Below are 19,928 nucleotides of genomic sequence, written 5' to 3'. Positions count from 1 at the left end.
GATCTCCTTGTGATGATTAAGCTGCGGCGACGGCCGCAGGGAAATGACACTCAATCTGATGCTCATCAGAAAGATCATGCACCGGCGGCATCGCTTGCTGACACAGCGGCTGGGCGTGGCTGCAGCGGGCGGCAAAGGCACAACCGAGCGGCGGCGACATCGGATTAGGTGCTTCGCCAACGATCGGTTCACGTTCAGTCGAGGGATTATCGAACTGTGGAATCGCGGCAATCAGCAGACGCGTGTACGGGTGCGCGGGTCGAGAAAAAATCTCCTCCACCGTGCCTTGCTCCACGATACGGCCAAGGTACATCACGCCAACCCGATCGGAGATGTGGGAAATTACCGCCATGTTATGGCTGATGAAAAAGTAGGTCAGCCCGTGCTGTTGCTGCAAACGACGCATCAGATTTAACACCTGCGCCTGCACCGAGACGTCGAGCGCCGACGTCGGTTCGTCACAAATCAGGAAGCCTGGCTGCGTGGCCAGCGCGCGAGCAATCGAGATGCGCTGGCGCTGACCGCCGGAGAATTCATGGGGAAACTTATCCAGATCGTTAGCAGAAAGCCCAACCTGCTCCAGCAGTTGTCCGCAATAGCTTCTTGCCTGCCGCGTGCTGCCGACCTTTTTACTCAGCACTAACGGCTCGGCCAGCGAACGTCCGATGCGCCAGCGCGGATTGAGGCTGGCATAGGGATCCTGGAAGATCATCTGGGTGCCATTTTGCGCGCTGTGGCTGTCGCTCACCTCGCCTTGCCAGGCAAATTTTATCGAGCCTTCTGATGGCGTATAAAGCCCGGCCAGCGCCCGCGCAATGGTGGATTTTCCGCAGCCGGATTCACCGACAATGCTAAAGGTTTCGCCCTGGCGGATAGAGATATTGATGCCGCGCACCGCATGCAGTTCACGCTTCGCTCCGCGCCGAAACAGCGAAGTCCGCTTTTCGCGTCCGAGCTGAAAACGAATGTGCAGATCGCGCACGCTTAATACTTCCGGCGGCAGCGCTTTTTCACTTTTCATGGCGTCTCTCCATACGGATAAAAGCAGGCGATTTGTGACAAATGGCTGAACTGCATCTCCGGTTGTTGTCGTTGGCAGCGCTCAGTGACATGTGGACAGCGAGGATGAAAGGCACAGCCGCCCGGCAGCGTATTAAGGCGCGGCATCGCACCGTCGATCTGTGCCAGAAACTCATGCCGTTCGCGCATCGAGGGAATCGAGTTAATCAGGCCGCGCGTATACGGATGTTTGGGCGAACGAATTACCTCTTCCACTGGCCCCATTTCGACGATGCGACCGGCGTAGAGCACCGCCACTCGCGAGCACACTTCCGCTACCACGCCCATATCATGGGTGATTAACATTACTGCGGTGCCGTGCTGCTGACAGAGACGCTTGAGCACGCGTAATACCTGCGCCTGAACTGACACATCCAGCGCGGTGGTGGGCTCATCGGCGATCACCAACTGCGGATCCACGCACAGTGCCAGCGCAATCACCACACGTTGCCGCATGCCGCCGGAAAGCTGATGCGGATATTGATGCATACGCTGCGCCGGGCTGCTCATCCCCACTTCGGTCAGCAGGTTGATGGCGCGTTCGCTGGCTTGCGCCGCCGAGAGCGGTAAATGGGTGCGGATGGTTTCAGTCAGTTGCTGGCCAATGGTCAGCACCGGATTGAGGCTGGTGAGCGGATCCTGAAAAATACAGCTAATGGCTTTGCCGCGCAGTTGGCGACGCGCGTCATCATCCAGGTTATCAATACGCTGGCCCTGAAACCAAATCTCACCGTTCTTAACGCGGCCGGGCTCCTGCAACAGGCCGCTGATGGCCGCGCCGGTCAGCGATTTCCCCGCGCCGGATTCGCCGACCATGCCGAGCACTTCTCCCGGCTGCATGCTGAGCGACAGATGGTGTATCGCCTGCAAATTACCCTTGCGATGGAGAAACTCAATGCTGAGATCTCTGACGTCCAGTAACGTCTCGTTGGCTGGCTGCATCCTGAGGCTCCTAACGTAATTTCGGGTTAAGGGCGTCCAGCAACCAATCGCCCAGCATGTTGAATGACAGAGACAGGATTACCAGCAGCGCGGCAGGGAAAGCCACAATCCACCACTGTCCGGAGAACAGATACTGATTGCCTTCATTGATTAAGGTGCCTAGCGAAGGTTGATCCGGCGGCATGCCGACGCCAAGAAACGAGAGCGTCGCTTCGGTCAGAATCGCCACGCCCAGATGCAGCGTTGCCATCACCAGCACCGGACGCAGCACGTTCGGCACGATGTGGCGCAGCATAATGTGCAGATGATTGGCGCCGCTGATGCGCGAAGCCATCACGTATTCGCGCCCTTTCTCCAGCATGGTCAAGCCGCGCACCGTGCGGGCGTATTGCATCCATCCGGTTAACGCAATCGCGCCGGTGAGAATAGCCGGTGCAAAGTGCCCCATCAGCTCTTTTGGGATCACCACGCGCGCCACACCGCTGACCAGCAGCGTGAACATAATGGTGGGAATGCTCAGCATCGCATCGGCAAAACGCATGATCAGCGTGTCCACCAAGCCACCGAAATAGCCGCTTAACACGCCCAGCGCCACGCCGAGCAGCACCGATAACAGCACGCTGATCCCGCCAATAATCAGCGAGATATTCAGGCCGTAGAGCATCAGCGACAAAATATCGCGCCCCTGCACATCAGTTCCCAGCCAGAAACGCGCGTCGCCTCCGCTCATCCACGATGGCGGCAATTCCGAATCCATCAGGTCAAACGTAGTGGTATCGAACACGTTGTGTGGCGCAATCCAGTGGCTGGTCAGCGAGCAGAGCAAAATCAGCAGGCAGCAAGTGAAGGCCACCACCGTGCTTTTGCTGCGCCAGAACAGCCACAGCAGATCGCTATCGGTAAAGGCGCGCCACTGCTGAGCCAGGCGAGTACGACGGCGTAACGGGACATTATCGTTAATCATGGCAACTCCTTACTGAGCCCGCATGCGCGGGTCGATCAGGTAATACAACAGATCAACCAGCGTGTTGATCACGATAAAAATCAGGGCGGTAAACAGCAGATAGCCGGAAAGAACCGGTACATCGACGAAATTGATCGACTGAATCAGCAGCAAGCCCATGCCCGGCCACTGGAAGACGGTTTCAATCACAATGGCGAAGGCAATCAAACCGCCAATCTGTAAACCAATTACCGTTACCACCGGCAGCAGCGCGTTCTTCAGCGCATGACGAAACCAGATGCGATAGTTTTCGATGCCGCGCGCGCGGGCAAATTTGACGTAATCGGACTTCATCACTTCCAGCATCTCGGTGCGAATCAGACGCATGATGATGGTCACCATCGACAAACCGAGCGAAAGCGCCGGCAGCACAATCGAGTGCCAACCGGATGCGGTGAGAAAGCCGGTGCTCCAGAAGCCGATTTTCACCACTTCACCGCGACCGCTGGAGGGAAACCAGCCGAGCCACACCGAAAACACGATAATCAGGATGATGCCGGTGAGGAACCACGGCAGCGAAACGCCAATCAGCGACAGGATTTGCACGCCCTCTTTCAGCAGTTTGTTGCGGCTGATGGCTGACCAAACCCCGAGCGGGAAGCCGATGGCCATCGCCATCACCACCGACACAAACACCAGTTCCAGCGTGGCCGGCAGGCGTTCCATGATCAGCTGGAACACCGAAACCTGGTTGTAATAGGAGATGCCAAAGTTGCCGTGCAGCAGGCGCGTGATGTAGTGCCAGAACTGCACAATCACCGGATCGTTGAGGCCAAGACTGGTGCGCAACGCGGCACGCTCCACCTCTGTGGCGCTTTCCGGCAGCATGCTGGCCACCGGATCGCCAAGATACTGAAACAGAATAAAAGAGAGCAGCGCCACACCCGCCAGCAACATAAATGCCTGCAGTAACTTGCGCACAAAAAACACCATAACGGCCTCCCGAAGGGTCGCCATTTATGGCGACCGATTTACGCTTAACTGAGGTGGATGACCTGGCAGATTTAGTTGCTGACCTTGCCGTACCACAGGCGCTGCACATTATCTGGCGTCTGTTTCAGCGTCAGTTTTTTGCTCATCGCCCAAACGGTGGGTTCAAAGTGCATCGGCAGATAAGGCAGATCTTTATTCGCCAGCGCGACGGCCTGGCTCAGCATGGCAATGCGCTTGGTGTTATCCAGCTCGCCGACCGAGTCGTCGATCAGCTTGTCTGCCGCCGGATTGCTGTAGCGCGGGATGTTAAAGGTGCCGAGGCTTTTTCCGTTACTGGTGTGCAGCAGCTGCACCGCCACGCTGTAGGGATCCATGATCGGCAGGTTGGCCCAGCCGAGCACGCCGACATCGGTGCGGCCATTGACCAGAATCGGGTCATAGACGCTGGCCGGATGCACATTCAGCGCGGCTTTCACGCCAATCTTCGACCAGTAACTCTGCACCGCCTGGCACCATTGCGGAGCATTGATGTAGGTGCCTTCCGGGCAATCAAAGTTAAGGTTGAAGCCTTGCGGATAACCGGCTTCCGCCAGCAGTGCTTTGGCCCTCGCTGGATCGTATGGATAATCCACGCCCGCCTTAGCGTCATAACCCGGAATATCCGGCGCCAGATAGTTATTGGTTGGTTTGGTCAGACCGCGCATCACTTTTTGCGTGATCGCTTCGCGATTAATCGCCATGTACAGCGCCTGACGCACACGAATATCTTTCAGCGGGTTCTCCGCTTTGGCGTTTTTGGCATTCAGGGTGTCGCGCATATTGAGCGCCAGATAATCAACGCGTAACGACGGGCTCACCTGCAGCTGCACGGCAGGATTGTTTTGCAGACGCTGAATATCCTGCAACGGCACCGAGGTCACCAAATCGTATTCACCCGCCAGCAGGCCAGAGAGGCGCGTGGCATCGGATGAGATTGGTTTAAAAATGATTTTGTCGATATTGGTGGTGCCGGCAGCGGCATTCCACCAGTCAGGATTGCGTACCAGCACCATCTGCGTATCACGCTGGCGGCTCTGCAAAATAAACGGCCCGGTACCATTGGTATTGTTGGTGGCGTAACCTTCCGTGCCCTGGCTGATATCGGTAGGCTTCAGTGCGTTATGCTCGCTGAGCCACTTCTTATCCATGATCATCACGCCGGTCAGCTCGTTGATGGCGATGCCGGTTTTCTTCACCAGATGAATATCCACGGTGTATTTGTCTACCGCCACCGCGTCTTTAATGGTTGAGGCGTTCGCGCGAATACCCGAAGCCGGATCTGTGACCCTCGCCACCGATGCCACCACATCTTCTGACGTCAGCTCGTCGCCATTATGAAATTTCACCCCTTCGCGCAGTTTGAAGCGCAGCGTGGTGTCATCGATCTGCTGCCAGCTCAGCGCCAGCCACGGCTGGATTTTCAGATCGTTATCTCGCTGCACCAGCGATTCATAAATGTGATTCTGAAAGGTCAGTGCTTTGGTAGATGCGTAGGCATCCGGATCCAGCGTCGGGATATCGGCATCGGTTGCCCAGCGCACCACGTTCTCCGCCAGCGCCGCGTGACTGACCACACCTAACGATCCTGCTACTAACAACGACAGAAAAAGTTGCTTCATCATTGATCTCTCATTAGTTTGCTAAGGTTATTGCTAGCAATGCATGCAAAGCCAATGCCAGTTGATTTGTTTGTTATTAACGTGGTGACTGATTCAGCTCTGGCGTCAGAATCCACTCGGCGCTGTCGTTCCACACATCCATTTTTGTAATGCGCCCTGCAATCACTTCATAACGATCGAGATAGCGATTACCGGCGAATTCACGTCCATCCGGCCAAACGCCATAAAGAAAGCCGGTGCAGTACACCACCACATGACCGGGACTTTTCTCCATCCAGTCAAACTCGCCCAACTGCTTTTTCACCCATTGATAGCGCCCGGCGTTAAACGCGGTGACGCCATGTACGGTGGGCATCACGCGCTTGCCGGTAAAGGTGATGACCACGTCCGCGGCCATCAGCGCGGCGGCTCGGTCTGGGTCCGGCGCCATCGACGCCGCCAGAAACTCTTTCACGATCTCTACTGCTGTTAATGCTGCGGTCATGCTGTTCTCCAGTGATATCAGGCGACGTTGTTGGTTACGTTCAGTGAATGCGCGGCGATCTCGCCAGGCGTGGTTATCCATACGTCTTCACACTGCGCGATAATGTTCTTTAATGTCTGCCGCAAGTGATGAAGCCGGAACGGCTGACCGACGATGTAAGGATGCAACGCGATGCCCATCACCTGCGGGCGCTGTTCGGCGCGCAGTTTCATCTCGGCGAACTGGCTTTCGATCATGCTGCAGAAGGTTTCAATCGAGGTGCCATTAGGAATGATGGTGGGAATATCGTTGATCTCCTGCGGATACGGCACCGACAGCAGATCGCCGTGCGACGTTTGCAGCGCAACCGGACGATCGTCATGCGCCCAGTTCAGGGTGTAGCTGAAGCCGTTTTGGCGTAGTAAGTCGGGCGTGTCATGGCTTTCGGAGATCCACGGCGACAGCCAACCCGCCACCGGACGTTGCTGATATTCGGTGAGTCGCTGCTGGCAGCGGGCGATCAGCGCAAACTCATTTTCACGGCTCAGTTCGCCCTGGCGCTGCGAGTTGGTATGACCGTGGCCAATCAGTTCACTGCCGGGCAGACTTATCCAGCGATCCAGCAACTGTGGGCAATAATCGATGATCGCTGTGTTGGCGATCACCGCTGGCGGAATAGCCAGTTCGGCAAACAGATCGGCCAGATACCAACCGCCCACCCGATTTCCGTAGTCGCGCCACGCATAGTTCAGTACGTCGAGGCGATTCGCCCCTTGCGACAGCTTGGCGCCTTCCGGCAAGCCAAACGCGAAATGCTCCAGATTCATGGCGATATACAGCGCCAGTCCTTTACCTTTTGGCCAGACGGGCAATACCTGATGTTCGATTGAGCTGTAGGCGTAACGCTGATGGCTGGCGATATCCCACATAACCTGCGGCGATGACATAACGGCCTCCTGATTGAACACATCTTGCGATGTCAGGAGTAAAGCAAGGGATATGCCACTCTAGCTTTATTGCTAGCAATATTTCTTAACGCGAGGAATTTGCGGGTTTTTCATCGGAATTTTCTTTCTTTGGGTTGAGACTTGCGGGGTCAAGTACGTAGGAAAAAGAGTAAAAGTTAAGCTGTTGGTGCAGCATCTGCCCTAAAAATGCGCAAAAACGAATTTAGGAAATTTCATACAAACCTCCCTTCCCCTGTCCGATATTTATCGCGCCGCCATCGCGCTTTAATAGCAGCATAATAAGGATGGGGATAACTATGTTGTCATTAACGCTGATAGACAATAACAGATGGATTACCGAAGGGATTTCGCGTTATTTTGCCGGGAAATTCATTCAGATTAAAAATATTGATAGTGACGATGTGGACGTAGCGTTAAGCAAAGTAGCAGGAACCGATGTGCTTATCAGCGAATTAACCGCTTATGGCCGCGATGTGCAGTACTTCACCGAGCTGCTGCTTAAAGTGCAGCGCTCATCTCCGGCAACGCGAATTATTGTGCTGACCGATCTGCATGAGAAAGCGGTAACCAGCTATGTGGTTGGCGTGCTGGCGGGCGTTACCTTTCTGTCGAAAACATGCAGCCTGAAACAGCTTTCAGATGCTGTATTAGGTTTGCCGTCATCTGCGGAGTTTGCTGTTGGTGTTCGCCGCACCAAACAAACTCTTTCACCGCGTGAATTTGGCTTATTGCGCATGCTGGGGCAAACCAGCAATCTCACCGATATCGGGCATAAACTGCATCTCAGTTGTAAAACCATTAGCCATCATCGGCAAAGTATTATTCGCAAGCTCAACTGCGCCAATAATAAAGAGTTATTTAGCCGGTTAAGTCGTATGGGTTATCAAGCAAAGATGTAATCAACGTAGGGTCGCCATTAATGGCGACCACCGTTCTTCGCGATCTCCAGCCGAATCTCCGCCAGCAGCTCACGCCCTGATGCGGACAAAATCGCACGAGAAATCGATTCATCCTCGCAGTTCTCTTCCAGCGCAACACATTTCGCTACCAGCGCGTTCGCCCCGGTAATGCCAGCGCTGCCTTTAATCTTATGCGCCAGTTCACCTAGCTGCTCGCGATCGTCGCTGCTCAGCGCGACCGTCAATGCCACGATATCCTGCTGATAGCTTTCGATTAATTCCGCCCGTAATTGCGCGCTCCACTGTTCATCGCCCGCCGCCAGCTGTAATACTCCTTCATCTGCGTTTTGCAGCACGCCCTTACCGAGCCAGTTTTGCAGATCCTGCAAGGTGCTGGGTTTAAACAGGCAGCCATCCATGCCGGCTTCACGGCAGCGATCGCGCTCTTCCGGCAAGGCGTTGGCGGTAAAACCTAAAACCAAACAGCGTGGCCGATCCCGCTGCTGCTCTTCACGACGAATCGCCTGTGCGAGTCGATAACCATCCATCACCGGCATGCGGCAATCGGTGATCACCACGTCAAATCTTTGCTGATGCCATGCTGCCAGCGCCTGCGCGCCCTCTTCCGCCTCAATTACCTGATGACTGAGGAAATGCAGCTGACGAGTTAACAGCAAGCGGTTAACGCTGGAATCATCAACAATAAGGATGCGTAGCGGAACGCTGCTATGCTCGGCGGGCAGCTCAGCAATTGTAGTGGCCTCAGCGATGTCATCCGGTAGCGCATCCGCCATCACGCGCACCACAATTTCGCTGCCTTTACCCAGTTCGCTGTGCAGCTGAATATCGCCATCCATCTTTTCACAGAGTGTTTTACAGATGGTCAAACCCAAACCGGTGCCACGTTTTACCTGCTCGCCGTTTTGTCCCACCTGACTAAACGGCGTAAACAGTTTTTGCTGATCGGCCAGAGAAATGCCTTTACCGGTGTCGCGCACGGTGGCGGTAATCTGCCAACGTTCATGATGTGTCAGCCTGACATCCACACTCACGCTGCCGCTGGCGGTGAACTTGATCGCGTTGCCAATCAGATTGGAGAGGATCTGTTTAAAGCGCAGAGGATCGAGCCACAGCGCGGGCCCGGTTTGCGGATCAACGGACAGATGCAGATCGAGGTTTTTCTGCGCCGCCATACCGGAAAACACGCGCACCACCGACTGACAAAGTGCCTGCACGTTGCAGCGCTCTGGCTGCAGCGTCAATTTGCCGGCTTCAATGCGCGCGATGTCGAGAATATCGCCGAGCAGCTCCACCAACTCATTCGCCGAGCTAAAAGCGACGTCTAACGCCTGATGATCAACCCGATTTTTATCTGCTGATTTCCGCGCCATTTCCAGCATGCCGATTACCGCATTGAGCGGTGTGCGAATCTCATGACTCATGGTTGAGAGGAACTGCGTTTTGGCGCGGTTAGCGTCCTCGGCTTGCTCTTTGGCCTCATTTAGCGCTTCAAGTAATACGCGCCGCTCACTGACATCCAGCCAGCCGCCAATAACGCCCTTCACATTGCCGCTGGCATCGCGGTAAGGCAGCAGCCAGTGAAAAATCGTTTTCTCCGCACCGGAAGCATGCACAAAGGTACGATCTTTAAATATTGGCGTGCCGCTGCTCAGCACCTGATAAAAGTCCTGAATATATTGGCTGTTCTGCTGCTTATCGTGAAAGACATCGCGTTTAAACAGCGACTGATTAATCACCTGTTCGCGCGTGGCATTGAGAAATTGCAGATAACTTTCATTACATTGGGTTAATGTGCCGCTGGCATCGCGGATATAGGTCGCATTCGGCGTGCCGTTAATCATGTCGTTCATGAATTCCAGCTGATCGTTCAACTCGCGCTGCACGCGTATTTTGATCCGAATCTGCCGGCGCAGCCAAATAGCCCAAAGCAATGACACTAAGATCAGCGCCGTGGCGAATGCTGCAGCGCTGTATATAAAGATGCGGTTCTCGCGCCAGAAATTATCGGACGACACCATGTTATTTGGACGCCACAGATTGCCGATGACATCCATTTCATCTGGCGGAATGCTGAGCATTACTTTATCGATAATGCTCAGCAGTTCTGGTGATTGCGGCGGCACGGCAAACGAGAGAAACGCCGGCGATTCATTCAGCGTGGCGCTGATGCGCATGCGATTACGATAATAACGCGCGATTTGATATTCGGAGTTGGCGAGCGTATTGGCTGCGGCATCCACATCGCCACGATTCAACATCGCCAGCGCATCACTGGCGCTGGCGGCATCGACCAGTTTCACCAACGGATAGCGACTACGAATATAGGTCGCCATGCCGGTGCCATTGATTACTGCCAGCTTTTTACCATTGAGCTCATTCAGGTTGCGCGCGGCATTGGGCTGCTGACGCACCACCATCACGAAAGCGCTGGTAAAATAGGCGCGACTGAACATTAGGTCATTCTTACGAGTTGTGCTTGGCGTTAATGCACCAATCATATCGGCCTGATTATTTTTCAACATGGTCTGCATTTCGCTGACATCACGCGCGCTCACCATTTCGAAATCGAGTCCGGTGCGCAGACGAATTTGCGCCAGCATATCGACGGTGATGCCGCGATAATTACCCTCGTCATCGGTGAAGGTTAGCGGCGCAAAACCATCAATGGCGACGACACGCACTTTGTTGTGTTGTTTTATCCACTGTTTTTCTGCATCACTCAGTTGGAATATCTGCTGATTTAATACACTGGCGCTGCGGCCTACATGCCAGCGCTGCAGGATATTTAATCGCTCTTCATTGTTAATCTCCTGCAGCGCAATATTAACGATTTGCTGCAAAAGCGGATGAGTCGATCGCACGCCAAACGCGAGATCTTTAGCCGGGAAATCGGCGAAGTTAACCACGCGAATATTATTAATAAAATTTCGGCTGATCGGATAAAGATCGCCAAGGAATACGTCGGCATCACCAAACGCCACCGCGCCAATGGCTTGCTGATAGCTAGGATAGGTTTGAATACTGGCCAGCGGATATTGTCGCTGAACCCATTCCAAAGGCAGATAACCGCTGGCCATCGCGATATGTTCGCCTGCCAAATCGCTGCTTAGCGTGCGGCTGTTATTGCTGCGCATCGCCAGAATCGCTTGCTCACTTGCGTAGGGTTCAGTGCGCACGACCTTGTTGCCATCATTATCAAATTGGGTGACGGAACCCAGCAAATCCACCGTGCCAGCGTTCAGGGCTTCTTCCGCCGCTTTTTGACTGGAAAACAGACGGATTTTTACCGTTTTATTGATGATGGCCGCTAGAAGTCCCACATAGTCTGCCGTGATCCCTTCCAGCTCCGCATGATTGTTGATGATGGTAAAAGGTGGATATGAAGGCCTGGCAATGCCAACGGTGAGTTGCGGTTTGGTCGCCAGCCATTGCTGCTGTTCTGTATTAAAACCTTGTGACGGAAGATGATTAAGCTGGGGCGAACGGCTCAGCAGTTTGAGGTTTAATACCTGCTCGGCGGCGGAGACCATCGCTTCATTCAGCACATAGCATGAAGTAAACAGCAGCAGAGCAAGACCGATTTTTTTCAGGGAGTTAGCCATAACGCGTGATCAGCCCACCAGATTATTGCGGTTGGCGATAACAATCAGATCTACCAGTGTTTTGACGCCGAGTTTCGTCAGCAATCGGGTTTTGTAGGTACTGATGGTTTTATTGCTCAACGTTAGTTCATTGGCGATTTCGATGTTGCTATAACCTTTGGCGAGGTAGATCAGCACCATCATTTCGCGATCGGTAAGCGTGGCGAGTTTTTCACTCTCCGTATGCGATGAAGCTTGCAACGTCTCGATTTGCAGGAAATCTTCAGCCGGGAAAAAGGTGTAGCCCGCTCGCACAGCGCGAATGGCATCCAGTAAGTCTTCTAAGGTTTCCGTTTTTTCCACAAAACCTGAAGCGCCAGCTCGGCGACAGCGGCCAGCAAACGAAGCGGCACTCTGAGAAGTAAACACCAGGATTTTAACTGCCATACTGGCGGCACGAGCACGGGTAATCACCTCAAGTCCATTGATGGTAGGAATAGCAATATCCAGAATCACCAGATCCGGCCGTAAATTTCGCATCATCTGCAGTGCTTCCGCGCCATCTGCAACTTTGCCAATCACCTCAATGTTCTCTCGCGTGAGTAACATTTCCACCGCTGTTCGTACCACCGGATGATCGTCGACAATGAGCGCCGTCACTATTTTGCTGGTTCCCGACATGCCCAGCCTATCCTGTACGGCCATCATTAGCCCCTTTGCAATCAAACATTAACCGTATCTAATACCGTTAAGATTAACCTGGTTTTCACAACTATTACTGTCAGCGAGAAAACCGGGTGAAATTCACCCGGTACGTTACTGAGCAGTATTGCGATTAGAAGCTCAATTTCACACCAATCGCTGCGCTGGTATCACGATAGTGATTATTACCTGCCTGCTGACCAACGCTGCCCCACAAATTGAGGTTGGAACGCAGTTGGCTATCAACACCGACACGCAGCTCAGCAATATTCTTCTCGCCCTGCGCGCTTACTTTCACGCCGTCCAGCGAGGTGGCAAAAGTCTTGCTGTTATTGATCCAGTTGGCTTCCAGATAAGGTTTGAACACCGTCTGACCGTTTTCGCCCGCTGTTTTCATTGAGGCGCGGACGCCTAAACGCGACTGCACGTTGCCATCGCCCTGACTAGTTACGCGCGTACCATTGGCTTCAGTCACATCATCAGTTTTCACGCCCATCCAGATAAACTGCGCGTTAGGCTCGATAAAGTAGCTGTTGTTATAGCTGTCCTGACCCAGTTTCCAGCTATAACCGCTTTCCAGCGAGGCGGTGAAACCACGTGACTGATAGCGCTCGGCGCTTAAATGATCGCCATTGACGCTGTTATTAAACCAGCTGTACTGCAACCAGCTATCCACATAGGCACCGGTTTGCTGTTCAGGCTGCTGATACCAGGTGCCGTAAACGCCGAGGTTATAACCGGTGGTATGGCCCTGAGAACGATAACCGGTCACGTTCGAATCGGTGTTGCTGCGCGCGTTGCCATATCCCGCCATAGCGCCAATGTGCAGATTGTCCGTGGTTAACAGATCGCCGCCCATTTGCAGGACATAACGATTGGTTTCGGTTTTCAGCTGCCCGGAGCTGTCACGCACCTGCTGATGACCGCCCAGATTACGCATCCACAGACTGGTGACTTTTTTCTCGCCGCTCAGGGCATCAACATACTGTGTTTCACCGCCGCGATCGTGCAGGCGCAGGTTAAACAGCGTATTGGAGGCTGCGATGTTAGCAATATAGTTGCCGGCCTCAGGACGTAGCGTCATTTTCCCTGCTGGCGGAGGCGTAATTACTGGGCCGCCAAAGTCGCCATCGCCGCCTACCGGATCGGGATCGGGTGCAGTAACTGGCGTTTCGCCGCTCACCAGATACCAGTTCTTACTGTTGCTGTCGATTCCACGTTGCAGATGGTAATCATAGGCACCTGCGACGATACGCCCTTGCTGGGTAAATTCGCCATTTGATTCACCGGCGACGGAAATCAGTTCGATACCTTGCAAGGTCTGCGCACCGTTACCGCCCGCTTTGTTAATCACAACCTGCGTGTTGCCAGATGTATTGCCATTCACCACCAACTGGTCGTGCGGCGAGTCATCGCCAGCCAGCACGTTGTTCATTACCAGCGTACCGTTGTCACTATTAAAATCACCGTCTACGGTTAGCTCCCTGAAACCGCTATCGTTGTGCATAAAGACGATTTGGCTGTTCTTCAGATTGATGCTGCCGACATCAGAATCCTCAGTCATTGCCCATTGGCTGCCGTTATCCAGCGTCAGTTGATGCAAGCCTTTTGCCGCACCTTGCCATGCTGAGGCATTGTCCAACGCAATCAGGCTATCGCGGGTGTAAAGCTTGTCGATTGCCGCATCGCCCAACAGTTGTGAACCATTGGTGGCATTCAGACGAATAAAACCAACAACAGCATTGGTGCTGTTGGCTGTGCCGCCTTGAATCAGCGTTTTGCCCGTAAGTGTCGACGCATCGGCGTTGATGAGCAGTGCGGAGCTCGCATCGGCTTTGGCTGCCACGTTATCCGAGGCAATCAAGGTGTTGGTGAGATTCACCGTTTGCACCGCGCCAACTTCAGAGCGAATACCAGCCGCATTACTTCCGTTTACGACTACTTTAGAGTTGCTAACATTTGCAGTGGTCTGGCTTGCGCCACGACTGAGATAAAGGCCTGTTGCAAAGCCACCATTGGCATTATTGATGGCGATATCAAGATTGTTGGCATGCAGGGTTCCGTTGTAACGGGTTACAATAGCGGTGCCGCCGTTGTTGCCGGTGATGGTGACGCCATCAAGGTTTGCCGTGCCAGCATCAACATAGATACCCTGCGAATTTGATAGACCTTCGCCTAGCGTCAAAACACTGTTAGTTAGATTCAGTTGTGAACCTGAAAAGCCCCAGACCATCGGACCATAAGCATCCGAAGTTTGCGTTATATGCAGATTATTCGCATTAATCTGGGCTTTTCTAATCCAGATCGCACTGCCTGCGCTGGTTAAGTTGAGTGAATCGGCATTTACTCTTGCATCAGTGTCAGCAAAAATTGCCGCCGCGCCGTTACTCCCCGCCTGACGCAGTGCGGTGGTGGTAATATCCATATTGCTTACATCTACAGACGCGCCTGCGGTTGCCTGAATCCCATGGCCATTAGCACCTTGCGTGTTGATGGAACCACCGTTTAGCATGACGTGAGTTGCAGCACCTGAAGCAAGAACGCCACGTGCGCTGGCATTGGTCGTCGTAATATCAATATTGTTGGCACTAATATCGCTAGCATTGGCATAAATGCCATGCCCGCCAACACCCTCAGTCAACAACGTCGCCGTATCAAGATCGATGTTGCTGCCGTTGGTGGCCGTGATTGCAGTGTTTGTACCGCCGCCAGTACCGGTTGCACGAATATTCAAACCGGTGATCTTCACACTGGCATCGTCAACTAACATGCCATCTTTACTACTGATGAGGCGCACGTTATTGCCGGTCACCAGACTCTTTTCACCGACAATCAAAGCCGCAGAACCTGAAATGGTGGATAGCTCGCTATTGGCTATTTTCGCAGTTGAGCCACTCAGAACGGTCATCACAGGTGTCTGGAACGTTTGCATGGTGCTGTTACGAACATCAAAAGTCGCGCCATCCTGCACTTGCACAGCGTTCGCCGTAGGCGCAGATGCGCTGATAAATCCATTATCAAAAATAGCGTTAGCGGCTGAGCCCTTAACGATCATCGCCGACTCGGCACGCGCCGTCATGACGGTTTCACCTTCGAAAGTTGCCGTTGTGTTATCAACAACCTGTGGATTGGATGCATAGCCTGCGGTGCTGACTGCCAATAATCCGCCAGCCGTTATCAGCTGCAGCATTTTTGGGCATCGAACGACTGCGGGAATAATACCGGCAGTATTGTTGCTTTTGCCGCGACTATTCGCGAGTTCAGAAACCACCACCATGCAACGCTGTGAACTATTCCAGATAACGCGATAAACTTTATTCATTCCAGTTTCTCTTCTCTATTTTCTAGCGCCTCGCAACGGTATGAGGCATGCAGGATTTTGTTGAAGAGGACTATAAGGAAGTCGCACTGGAAGGATTAGTCTGACGCGTCCTATAGATTTGTAGGACATTTCCGATCAGACAATTCTCAAAAAAATGAACGCCATTAAAGGATTGATATGAACACTAATGCAATTGAAATAAGTGTCGGGACAAGCCGAGATATCCAGGGAATTTCGTACTTACAGGAACAGAATCTCGCTGCCAATAACGGCACGCTCTCCGCTGCTCTTCCAGAATCGGTAATTGCTGAGATGATGGCTGAAATGCCGGTGATCGTTGCACGTTCTGGCGATAAGGTGCTGGGATTTTTAATGACCTCGACATTAACCAAAAACGCTGACATGCCGATTATTAAAGCTATGCTCGAAAGTTATTCCGGCAGCGATAACGCATTTTTATATGGCCCTATTTGCGTCAGTAGTGAGGCACGAAATCAGGGATTAGCTAAACAGATGTTCGCTGCACTACGTCCACGTGTGGCAGGAAAAGAAGGTGTGTTGTTTATTCGCAATGATAATGTCGCCTCACTTAAAGCGCATGTGAATATGGGCATGAGCGTGGTTGCTGAGTTTGAATTCTCGGGAAAAAGTTATTCGGTATTTTCGTTTATTGGTTAGTCCTTTCTTTTTTGATTTCCCCTTTGCTTTCAAATTGCGCACAAATCCAGGTCGCCATTCATGGCGACCCTACGGTTGCGAGCACATTTTGTGTGATTGTGGTTGCATTTTCTCCATTGATTGCTGGTTAAGTGCGCACATCGAGGCGCAGAATGGAATATATAATCCAATGTGAATATATATTCACGAATGCAATCATCTGAGGAGAAGGTCGAATGAGTTCCTACACGTATCCGAAATTCGGTGCCGGCTTGTGGCACTTTGCCAACTATATCGATCGTTACGCCGTAGATGGTTACGGACCGGCACTCAGCACCCTTGATCAGATCAAACTCGCTGGCAGCGTCGAGGACCTTTCCTACGTTGATGTGCCCTATCCGTTCACCGAAGGCGTAACGGTCGGGCAGGTGAAACAAGCGCTGGCCGATGCCGGACTGAAAGCGATTGGCGTGACCCCGGAAATCTATCTGCGCCGCTTCTCACGCGGTGCCTTCACCAATCCAGATGCCGCCATTCGTAAACAGGCTTTTGATTTGATGCATGAAGCGGCCACCGTGGTGCGTGAGTTGGACGCTAACTACGTAAAAGTCTGGCCAGGTCAGGACGGTTGGGATTATCCGTTCCAGGTCGATCATAAAAACTTGTGGAAGATGGCGGTGGATGGCATGCGCGAACTGGCGAGCGCCAATCCGGACGTCAAATTTGCTATTGAGTACAAGCCGCGTGAACCGCGCGTGAAAATGACCTGGGATTCAGCCGCGCGTACTCTGCTCGGCATCGAGGACATTGGCCTGGATAACGTCGGCGTATTGCTCGATTTCGGTCATGCGCTGTTTGCTGGGGAGTCGCCAGCGGATTCCGCCCAGCTGATTATCGATCGCGGCCGCCTGTTTGGTATGGACGTCAACGACAACCTGCGCGGCTGGGATGACGATCTGGTCGTCGGCACCGTACACATGACCGAGATTTTTGAGTTCTTCTATGTATTGAAGATCAACAACTGGGACGGCGTGTGGCAGCTCGATCAATTCCCGTTCCGCGAAGATCATGTAGAAGCTGCCAATCTCTCGATTCGTTTCCTCAAGCATATCTATCGCGCGCTGGATAAGCTGGATATCGCCGCATTACAGGAAGCACAGCGCGAGCAAAACCCACTGAAAGCGCAAAGAATTATTCAGAATGCGCTGCTGACCAGCATAGAACAGTAAGCATCTAAACGCGCAGCCTGATAGGTTCTGGCTGCGCGTTTAGATTCAACCGACAATCTCGATCAGATTACCATCCGGATCGCGAATGATGGCTTCGTAAAAGCCATCGCCGGTGGTACGGGCCGGGCTGACTAAAATCCCCTGCTCGCTTGCTTTGGCAACCATCGAATCCACCTCTTGCCTGGAACCAACATGAATCGCGATATGCGCCCATCCAGTCAGCTCTTTCCCATGAGGTCCTGCTGCTAAATCGTCAAGACTCATCAATTCTAAGGTTGGACCTTCGAGCAAACTGATGAAATGAGAGCGAAAACCTGGACGGTTTTTGCTGATGTAAAGTTCATTGGATGTCCCGGCAAAAAAATCCTGCCAGAAGGATTTTTGGGCACTTAAGTTGCGCGTCCACAATGCCACATGTGCGATTTTCATGCGTTCTCCCTCGCGGTTGTTTTCTCGCCCAGATTTAGCGTGAGTGACAATGCCGCAACCACCAGCATCAGCGCCATAATCAGTGAAAATGCAAAAGTCAGAGAACTAAAGTGCGCAACATAGCCAATCACTGCGGGTCCACTGAGTACGCCGAGATAACCTAAGGTGGTCATTGCTGGCACCGCGACAGCCTGCGGCATGACTTTTTGCTGCCCAACGGCAGAAAACATCACCGGCACAATGTTGGCGCAGCCTGCGCCAATCAAAACGTAGCCCACCAAAGAGAGCGGCCACGATGGCACATAAGTGACCAATGCCAAGCCAATTGCTGCAGTGATGGCACCCGTCAACACTACAGGTAAACGCCCAAACGTGGAGATAATGCGATCGCCGGTCAACCTGGCCGCAGTCATCGCAATGGCAAAGCAGGTGTAACCCAGTCCACCTAACGTCTCAGGCATATTTCGAGCCTGGGTCAAATAGACGGCGCTCCAGTCCAGTACCGTTCCTTCGGTCAGGAATACCGCGAAGCAAATGAGTCCCAGCAGCAATACGCTTCCGCGCGGCACGGCGAAGGCTGGTCCTTCTTTAGGATTGGCATAGGTCAGAAGTCCCGGATAGCTGAGCACGGCGAGGATAATCACCGCAAAAGTCACCAGCAGCGTTCCGGCTAAAACGGTCATTCCCAGCGACAGCAGCAATGTCATTACGCCGGCACCGGCAATACCGCCGAAGCTATACATGCCGTGAAAACCAGACATCAGTGGAATTGAGGATTGTTTCTCCACCAGAATAGCCTGAATGTTCATCGCGCAATCTGTCACGCCAACACCAACGCCAAAAATCAGCAAAGCCAGGCCAAGCAGTAAAGGATTCGCAATCACGGCGAGCAGTGGCGTGCTAAGGATGATTAACCCCATTGCAACGATGATCACCCTGCGGCAACCAAAGCGGCTGGTGAGTAATCCAGTAACGGGCATGGCGATTAGCGCACCAAATCCCAGACATAATAGCAATGTGCCAAGCATCGCCTCGTTAACGCCGGTGTTATTGCGCGCGAAAGGCACAATCACCGCCCAGGTCGCAGTCACAAATCCGGCGATAAAGAACGTCAGTCGTGTGGCGTGACTTGGGGTGATGCTTTGGGGTTTATAAATCATTTCACTCCTCGTTTGAGCGGTTAATAAGCAGAATTTCTGCAGAGGTACATTGCGATTGACATTGTGTTTGCCATTGCGCGATTATGCTCGTTATAGATTGATTGTGTTTTTTTAAGGAACTTACATGCTCGATTATGCAGCTTTCCCAGAACAGCGACAAGAGCTGATACGACAAATTTTGCGCGACCAGGGCCGTGTTGTTTGCGTCGATCTGGCCGCCCAGATGCAGGTTTCAGAGCACACCATTCGGCGCGATCTGCATGAGTTGAGTAAAGAAGGCGTGTGCAAAAAAGTGTATGGCGGTGCGGTATTACAGATACCTGAAGCGGGTTCTTTCCAAAGCCGAAAAGAGCACAATCACGCAGCAAAAGACATGATCGCGCAGCAGTGTGCCAGCCTGGTAAAAAACGACACCTGCATTTTCATTGATGCGGGCACCACTAATCTGGCAATGGCGCTGGCGCTACCGGAAAAACTCTCTTTAACCGTCGCAACCAATGCTCCCGATATCGCTGCAGCGCTGTTAAAACACCCGAAAATAGACGTCATCATGCTCGGCGGCCACATTCAGAAAAAGAGTGGCGGCAGCGTGGGTCATACGGCGATTGAGCAACTGCGAAATATCATTTTCGATCAGGCTTTTATTGGTGGCTGTGCGATGAGCCCTGAATCCGGGCTGACGGGTTTTGATTTTGCCGACTGCGAATTCAAAAAAGCCGCCATCAAGCAAAGCAATCAAACCATCGTTGGGCTGACGGAGGATAAAATTCCCGGCGTGGCCCGGTTCTCGGTAGCCGGTTGCGAAGACATCGATATTCTTGTGGTAGAAGAGAAACTTAACAAAGAGTTTTACAACGCGTTTCGCGCTGAGGATATCACGCTGATTAGCGTATAGAATGCGG

General features: G+C 52.9%; 16 protein-coding genes. 4 read left to right on the top strand and 12 right to left on the bottom strand.

Translation table 11 applies throughout. The annotated features are described in order from the left end of the window. Nucleotides 1-16: 16 nt before the first annotated feature. From VIJ98_RS21895 to VIJ98_RS21865, 7 genes are all read right to left on the bottom strand, one after another. Complete coding sequence (locus tag VIJ98_RS21895) at nt 17-1,021, bottom strand: ABC transporter ATP-binding protein (RefSeq protein ID WP_154191319.1); 1,005 nt, start codon at nt 1,019-1,021, stop codon at nt 17-19. Continuing rightward, on the bottom strand, nt 1,018-2,001 hold the full coding sequence (locus VIJ98_RS21890) for an ABC transporter ATP-binding protein (protein ID WP_179452604.1): 984 nt from the start codon (nt 1,999-2,001) through the stop codon (nt 1,018-1,020). The genes VIJ98_RS21895 and VIJ98_RS21890 overlap by 4 nt, the downstream gene beginning before the upstream one ends. A 10-nt stretch (nt 2,002-2,011) precedes the next feature. Next, complete coding sequence (locus VIJ98_RS21885) at nt 2,012-2,965, bottom strand: ABC transporter permease (RefSeq protein WP_154191324.1); 954 nt, start codon at nt 2,963-2,965, stop codon at nt 2,012-2,014. 9 nt (nt 2,966-2,974) lie between these two features. Continuing rightward, on the bottom strand, nt 2,975-3,937 hold the full coding sequence (locus VIJ98_RS21880; RefSeq protein WP_008106202.1) for an ABC transporter permease: 963 nt from the start codon (nt 3,935-3,937) through the stop codon (nt 2,975-2,977). A gap of 71 nt (nt 3,938-4,008) precedes the next feature. Then, nucleotides 4,009-5,595: an ABC transporter substrate-binding protein gene (locus VIJ98_RS21875; RefSeq protein ID WP_323271801.1), complete on the bottom strand. Its 1,587-nt coding sequence runs from the start codon at nt 5,593-5,595 to the stop codon at nt 4,009-4,011. Between the two features lie 76 nt (nt 5,596-5,671). Then, on the bottom strand, nt 5,672-6,079 hold the full coding sequence (locus VIJ98_RS21870; RefSeq protein WP_154183526.1) for a nuclear transport factor 2 family protein: 408 nt from the start codon (nt 6,077-6,079) through the stop codon (nt 5,672-5,674). 17 nt (nt 6,080-6,096) lie between these two features. Further along, nucleotides 6,097-7,005 carry a polysaccharide deacetylase gene (locus tag VIJ98_RS21865; RefSeq protein ID WP_323271467.1) on the bottom strand — a complete coding sequence of 303 codons (909 nt, stop codon included), beginning with the start codon at nt 7,003-7,005 and terminating at the stop codon, nt 6,097-6,099. A 317-nt stretch (nt 7,006-7,322) separates the two neighbouring features. Between VIJ98_RS21865 and VIJ98_RS21860 the strand changes: the two genes are divergently transcribed. Beyond that, nucleotides 7,323-7,925 carry a response regulator transcription factor gene (locus tag VIJ98_RS21860; protein ID WP_258145233.1) on the top strand — a complete coding sequence of 201 codons (603 nt, stop codon included), beginning with the start codon at nt 7,323-7,325 and terminating at the stop codon, nt 7,923-7,925. Nucleotides 7,926-7,942: 17 nt separating this feature from the next. Here the strand turns inward: VIJ98_RS21860 and VIJ98_RS21855 are convergent, their stop codons facing one another. From VIJ98_RS21855 to VIJ98_RS21845, 3 genes are all read right to left on the bottom strand, one after another. Further along, the gene (locus VIJ98_RS21855) at nt 7,943-11,548 is read right to left on the bottom strand and encodes a transporter substrate-binding domain-containing protein (protein ID WP_323271466.1); all 3,606 of its coding nucleotides are present in this window, start codon (nt 11,546-11,548) and stop codon (nt 7,943-7,945) included. Nucleotides 11,549-11,557: 9 nt separating this feature from the next. Further along, nucleotides 11,558-12,208, bottom strand: a complete 651-nt coding sequence (locus VIJ98_RS21850; RefSeq protein WP_407330477.1) for a response regulator — start codon at nt 12,206-12,208, stop codon at nt 11,558-11,560. 154 nt (nt 12,209-12,362) lie between these two features. Next, a complete protein-coding gene (locus VIJ98_RS21845; protein WP_323271464.1) occupies nt 12,363-15,551 on the bottom strand; it encodes an autotransporter outer membrane beta-barrel domain-containing protein in 3,189 nt (1,062 codons plus the stop codon). 177 nt (nt 15,552-15,728) lie between these two features. On the opposite strand from VIJ98_RS21845, the gene VIJ98_RS21840 reads away from it, so the two are divergent. Continuing rightward, complete coding sequence (locus VIJ98_RS21840) at nt 15,729-16,229, top strand: GNAT family N-acetyltransferase (protein WP_323271463.1); 501 nt, start codon at nt 15,729-15,731, stop codon at nt 16,227-16,229. Between the two features lie 215 nt (nt 16,230-16,444). Continuing rightward, nucleotides 16,445-17,437, top strand: a complete 993-nt coding sequence (locus VIJ98_RS21835) for a sugar phosphate isomerase/epimerase family protein (protein ID WP_323271462.1) — start codon at nt 16,445-16,447, stop codon at nt 17,435-17,437. A 45-nt stretch (nt 17,438-17,482) separates the two neighbouring features. Here VIJ98_RS21835 and VIJ98_RS21830 read toward each other — a convergent pair whose 3' ends face one another. Together VIJ98_RS21830 and VIJ98_RS21825 are read right to left on the bottom strand one after the other, a co-directional pair. Continuing rightward, nucleotides 17,483-17,866 (bottom strand): VOC family protein, encoded by a 384-nt coding sequence (locus VIJ98_RS21830; protein ID WP_008106220.1) that lies wholly within the window; start codon nt 17,864-17,866, stop codon nt 17,483-17,485. Continuing rightward, entirely contained in the window at nt 17,863-19,026 is a 1,164-nt protein-coding gene (locus tag VIJ98_RS21825; protein ID WP_323271461.1) for an MFS transporter, read from the bottom strand. Before VIJ98_RS21825 ends, VIJ98_RS21830 begins: the two co-directional genes overlap by 4 nt. 124 nt (nt 19,027-19,150) lie before the next feature. Between VIJ98_RS21825 and VIJ98_RS21820 the strand changes: the two genes are divergently transcribed. Beyond that, a complete protein-coding gene (locus VIJ98_RS21820) occupies nt 19,151-19,921 on the top strand; it encodes a DeoR/GlpR family DNA-binding transcription regulator (protein ID WP_323271460.1) in 771 nt (256 codons plus the stop codon). Nucleotides 19,922-19,928: the final 7 nt, after the last annotated feature.

The sequence above is a fragment of the Pantoea sp. S18 genome (assembly GCF_045689705.1).
Lineage (GTDB): Bacteria > Pseudomonadota > Gammaproteobacteria > Enterobacterales > Enterobacteriaceae > Pantoea > Pantoea symbiotica.
The sequence above is the reverse complement of the archived record's forward strand: the minus strand, read 5'-3'. Positions and strand labels throughout refer to the sequence as shown.

What these genes read in the sequence shown, in the direction of transcription:
- VIJ98_RS21895 (WP_154191319.1), bottom strand. Translation starts at nt 1,021, where the DNA reads ATGAAAAGTGAAAAAGCGCTGCCGCCGGAAGTATTAAGCGTGCGCGAT.
- VIJ98_RS21890 (WP_179452604.1), bottom strand. Translation starts at nt 2,001, where the DNA reads ATGCAGCCAGCCAACGAGACGTTACTGGACGTCAGAGATCTCAGCATT.
- VIJ98_RS21885 (WP_154191324.1), bottom strand. Translation starts at nt 2,965, where the DNA reads ATGATTAACGATAATGTCCCGTTACGCCGTCGTACTCGCCTGGCTCAG.
- VIJ98_RS21880 (WP_008106202.1), bottom strand. Translation starts at nt 3,937, where the DNA reads ATGGTGTTTTTTGTGCGCAAGTTACTGCAGGCATTTATGTTGCTGGCG.
- VIJ98_RS21875 (WP_323271801.1), bottom strand. Translation starts at nt 5,595, where the DNA reads ATGAAGCAACTTTTTCTGTCGTTGTTAGTAGCAGGATCGTTAGGTGTG.
- VIJ98_RS21870 (WP_154183526.1), bottom strand. Translation starts at nt 6,079, where the DNA reads ATGACCGCAGCATTAACAGCAGTAGAGATCGTGAAAGAGTTTCTGGCG.
- VIJ98_RS21865 (WP_323271467.1), bottom strand. Translation starts at nt 7,005, where the DNA reads ATGTCATCGCCGCAGGTTATGTGGGATATCGCCAGCCATCAGCGTTAC.
- VIJ98_RS21860 (WP_258145233.1), top strand. Translation starts at nt 7,323, where the DNA reads ATGTTGTCATTAACGCTGATAGACAATAACAGATGGATTACCGAAGGG.
- VIJ98_RS21855 (WP_323271466.1), bottom strand. Translation starts at nt 11,548, where the DNA reads ATGGCTAACTCCCTGAAAAAAATCGGTCTTGCTCTGCTGCTGTTTACT.
- VIJ98_RS21850 (WP_407330477.1), bottom strand. Translation starts at nt 12,208, where the DNA reads ATGTCGGGAACCAGCAAAATAGTGACGGCGCTCATTGTCGACGATCAT.
- VIJ98_RS21845 (WP_323271464.1), bottom strand. Translation starts at nt 15,551, where the DNA reads ATGAATAAAGTTTATCGCGTTATCTGGAATAGTTCACAGCGTTGCATG.
- VIJ98_RS21840 (WP_323271463.1), top strand. Translation starts at nt 15,729, where the DNA reads ATGAACACTAATGCAATTGAAATAAGTGTCGGGACAAGCCGAGATATC.
- VIJ98_RS21835 (WP_323271462.1), top strand. Translation starts at nt 16,445, where the DNA reads ATGAGTTCCTACACGTATCCGAAATTCGGTGCCGGCTTGTGGCACTTT.
- VIJ98_RS21830 (WP_008106220.1), bottom strand. Translation starts at nt 17,866, where the DNA reads ATGAAAATCGCACATGTGGCATTGTGGACGCGCAACTTAAGTGCCCAA.
- VIJ98_RS21825 (WP_323271461.1), bottom strand. Translation starts at nt 19,026, where the DNA reads ATGATTTATAAACCCCAAAGCATCACCCCAAGTCACGCCACACGACTG.
- VIJ98_RS21820 (WP_323271460.1), top strand. Translation starts at nt 19,151, where the DNA reads ATGCTCGATTATGCAGCTTTCCCAGAACAGCGACAAGAGCTGATACGA.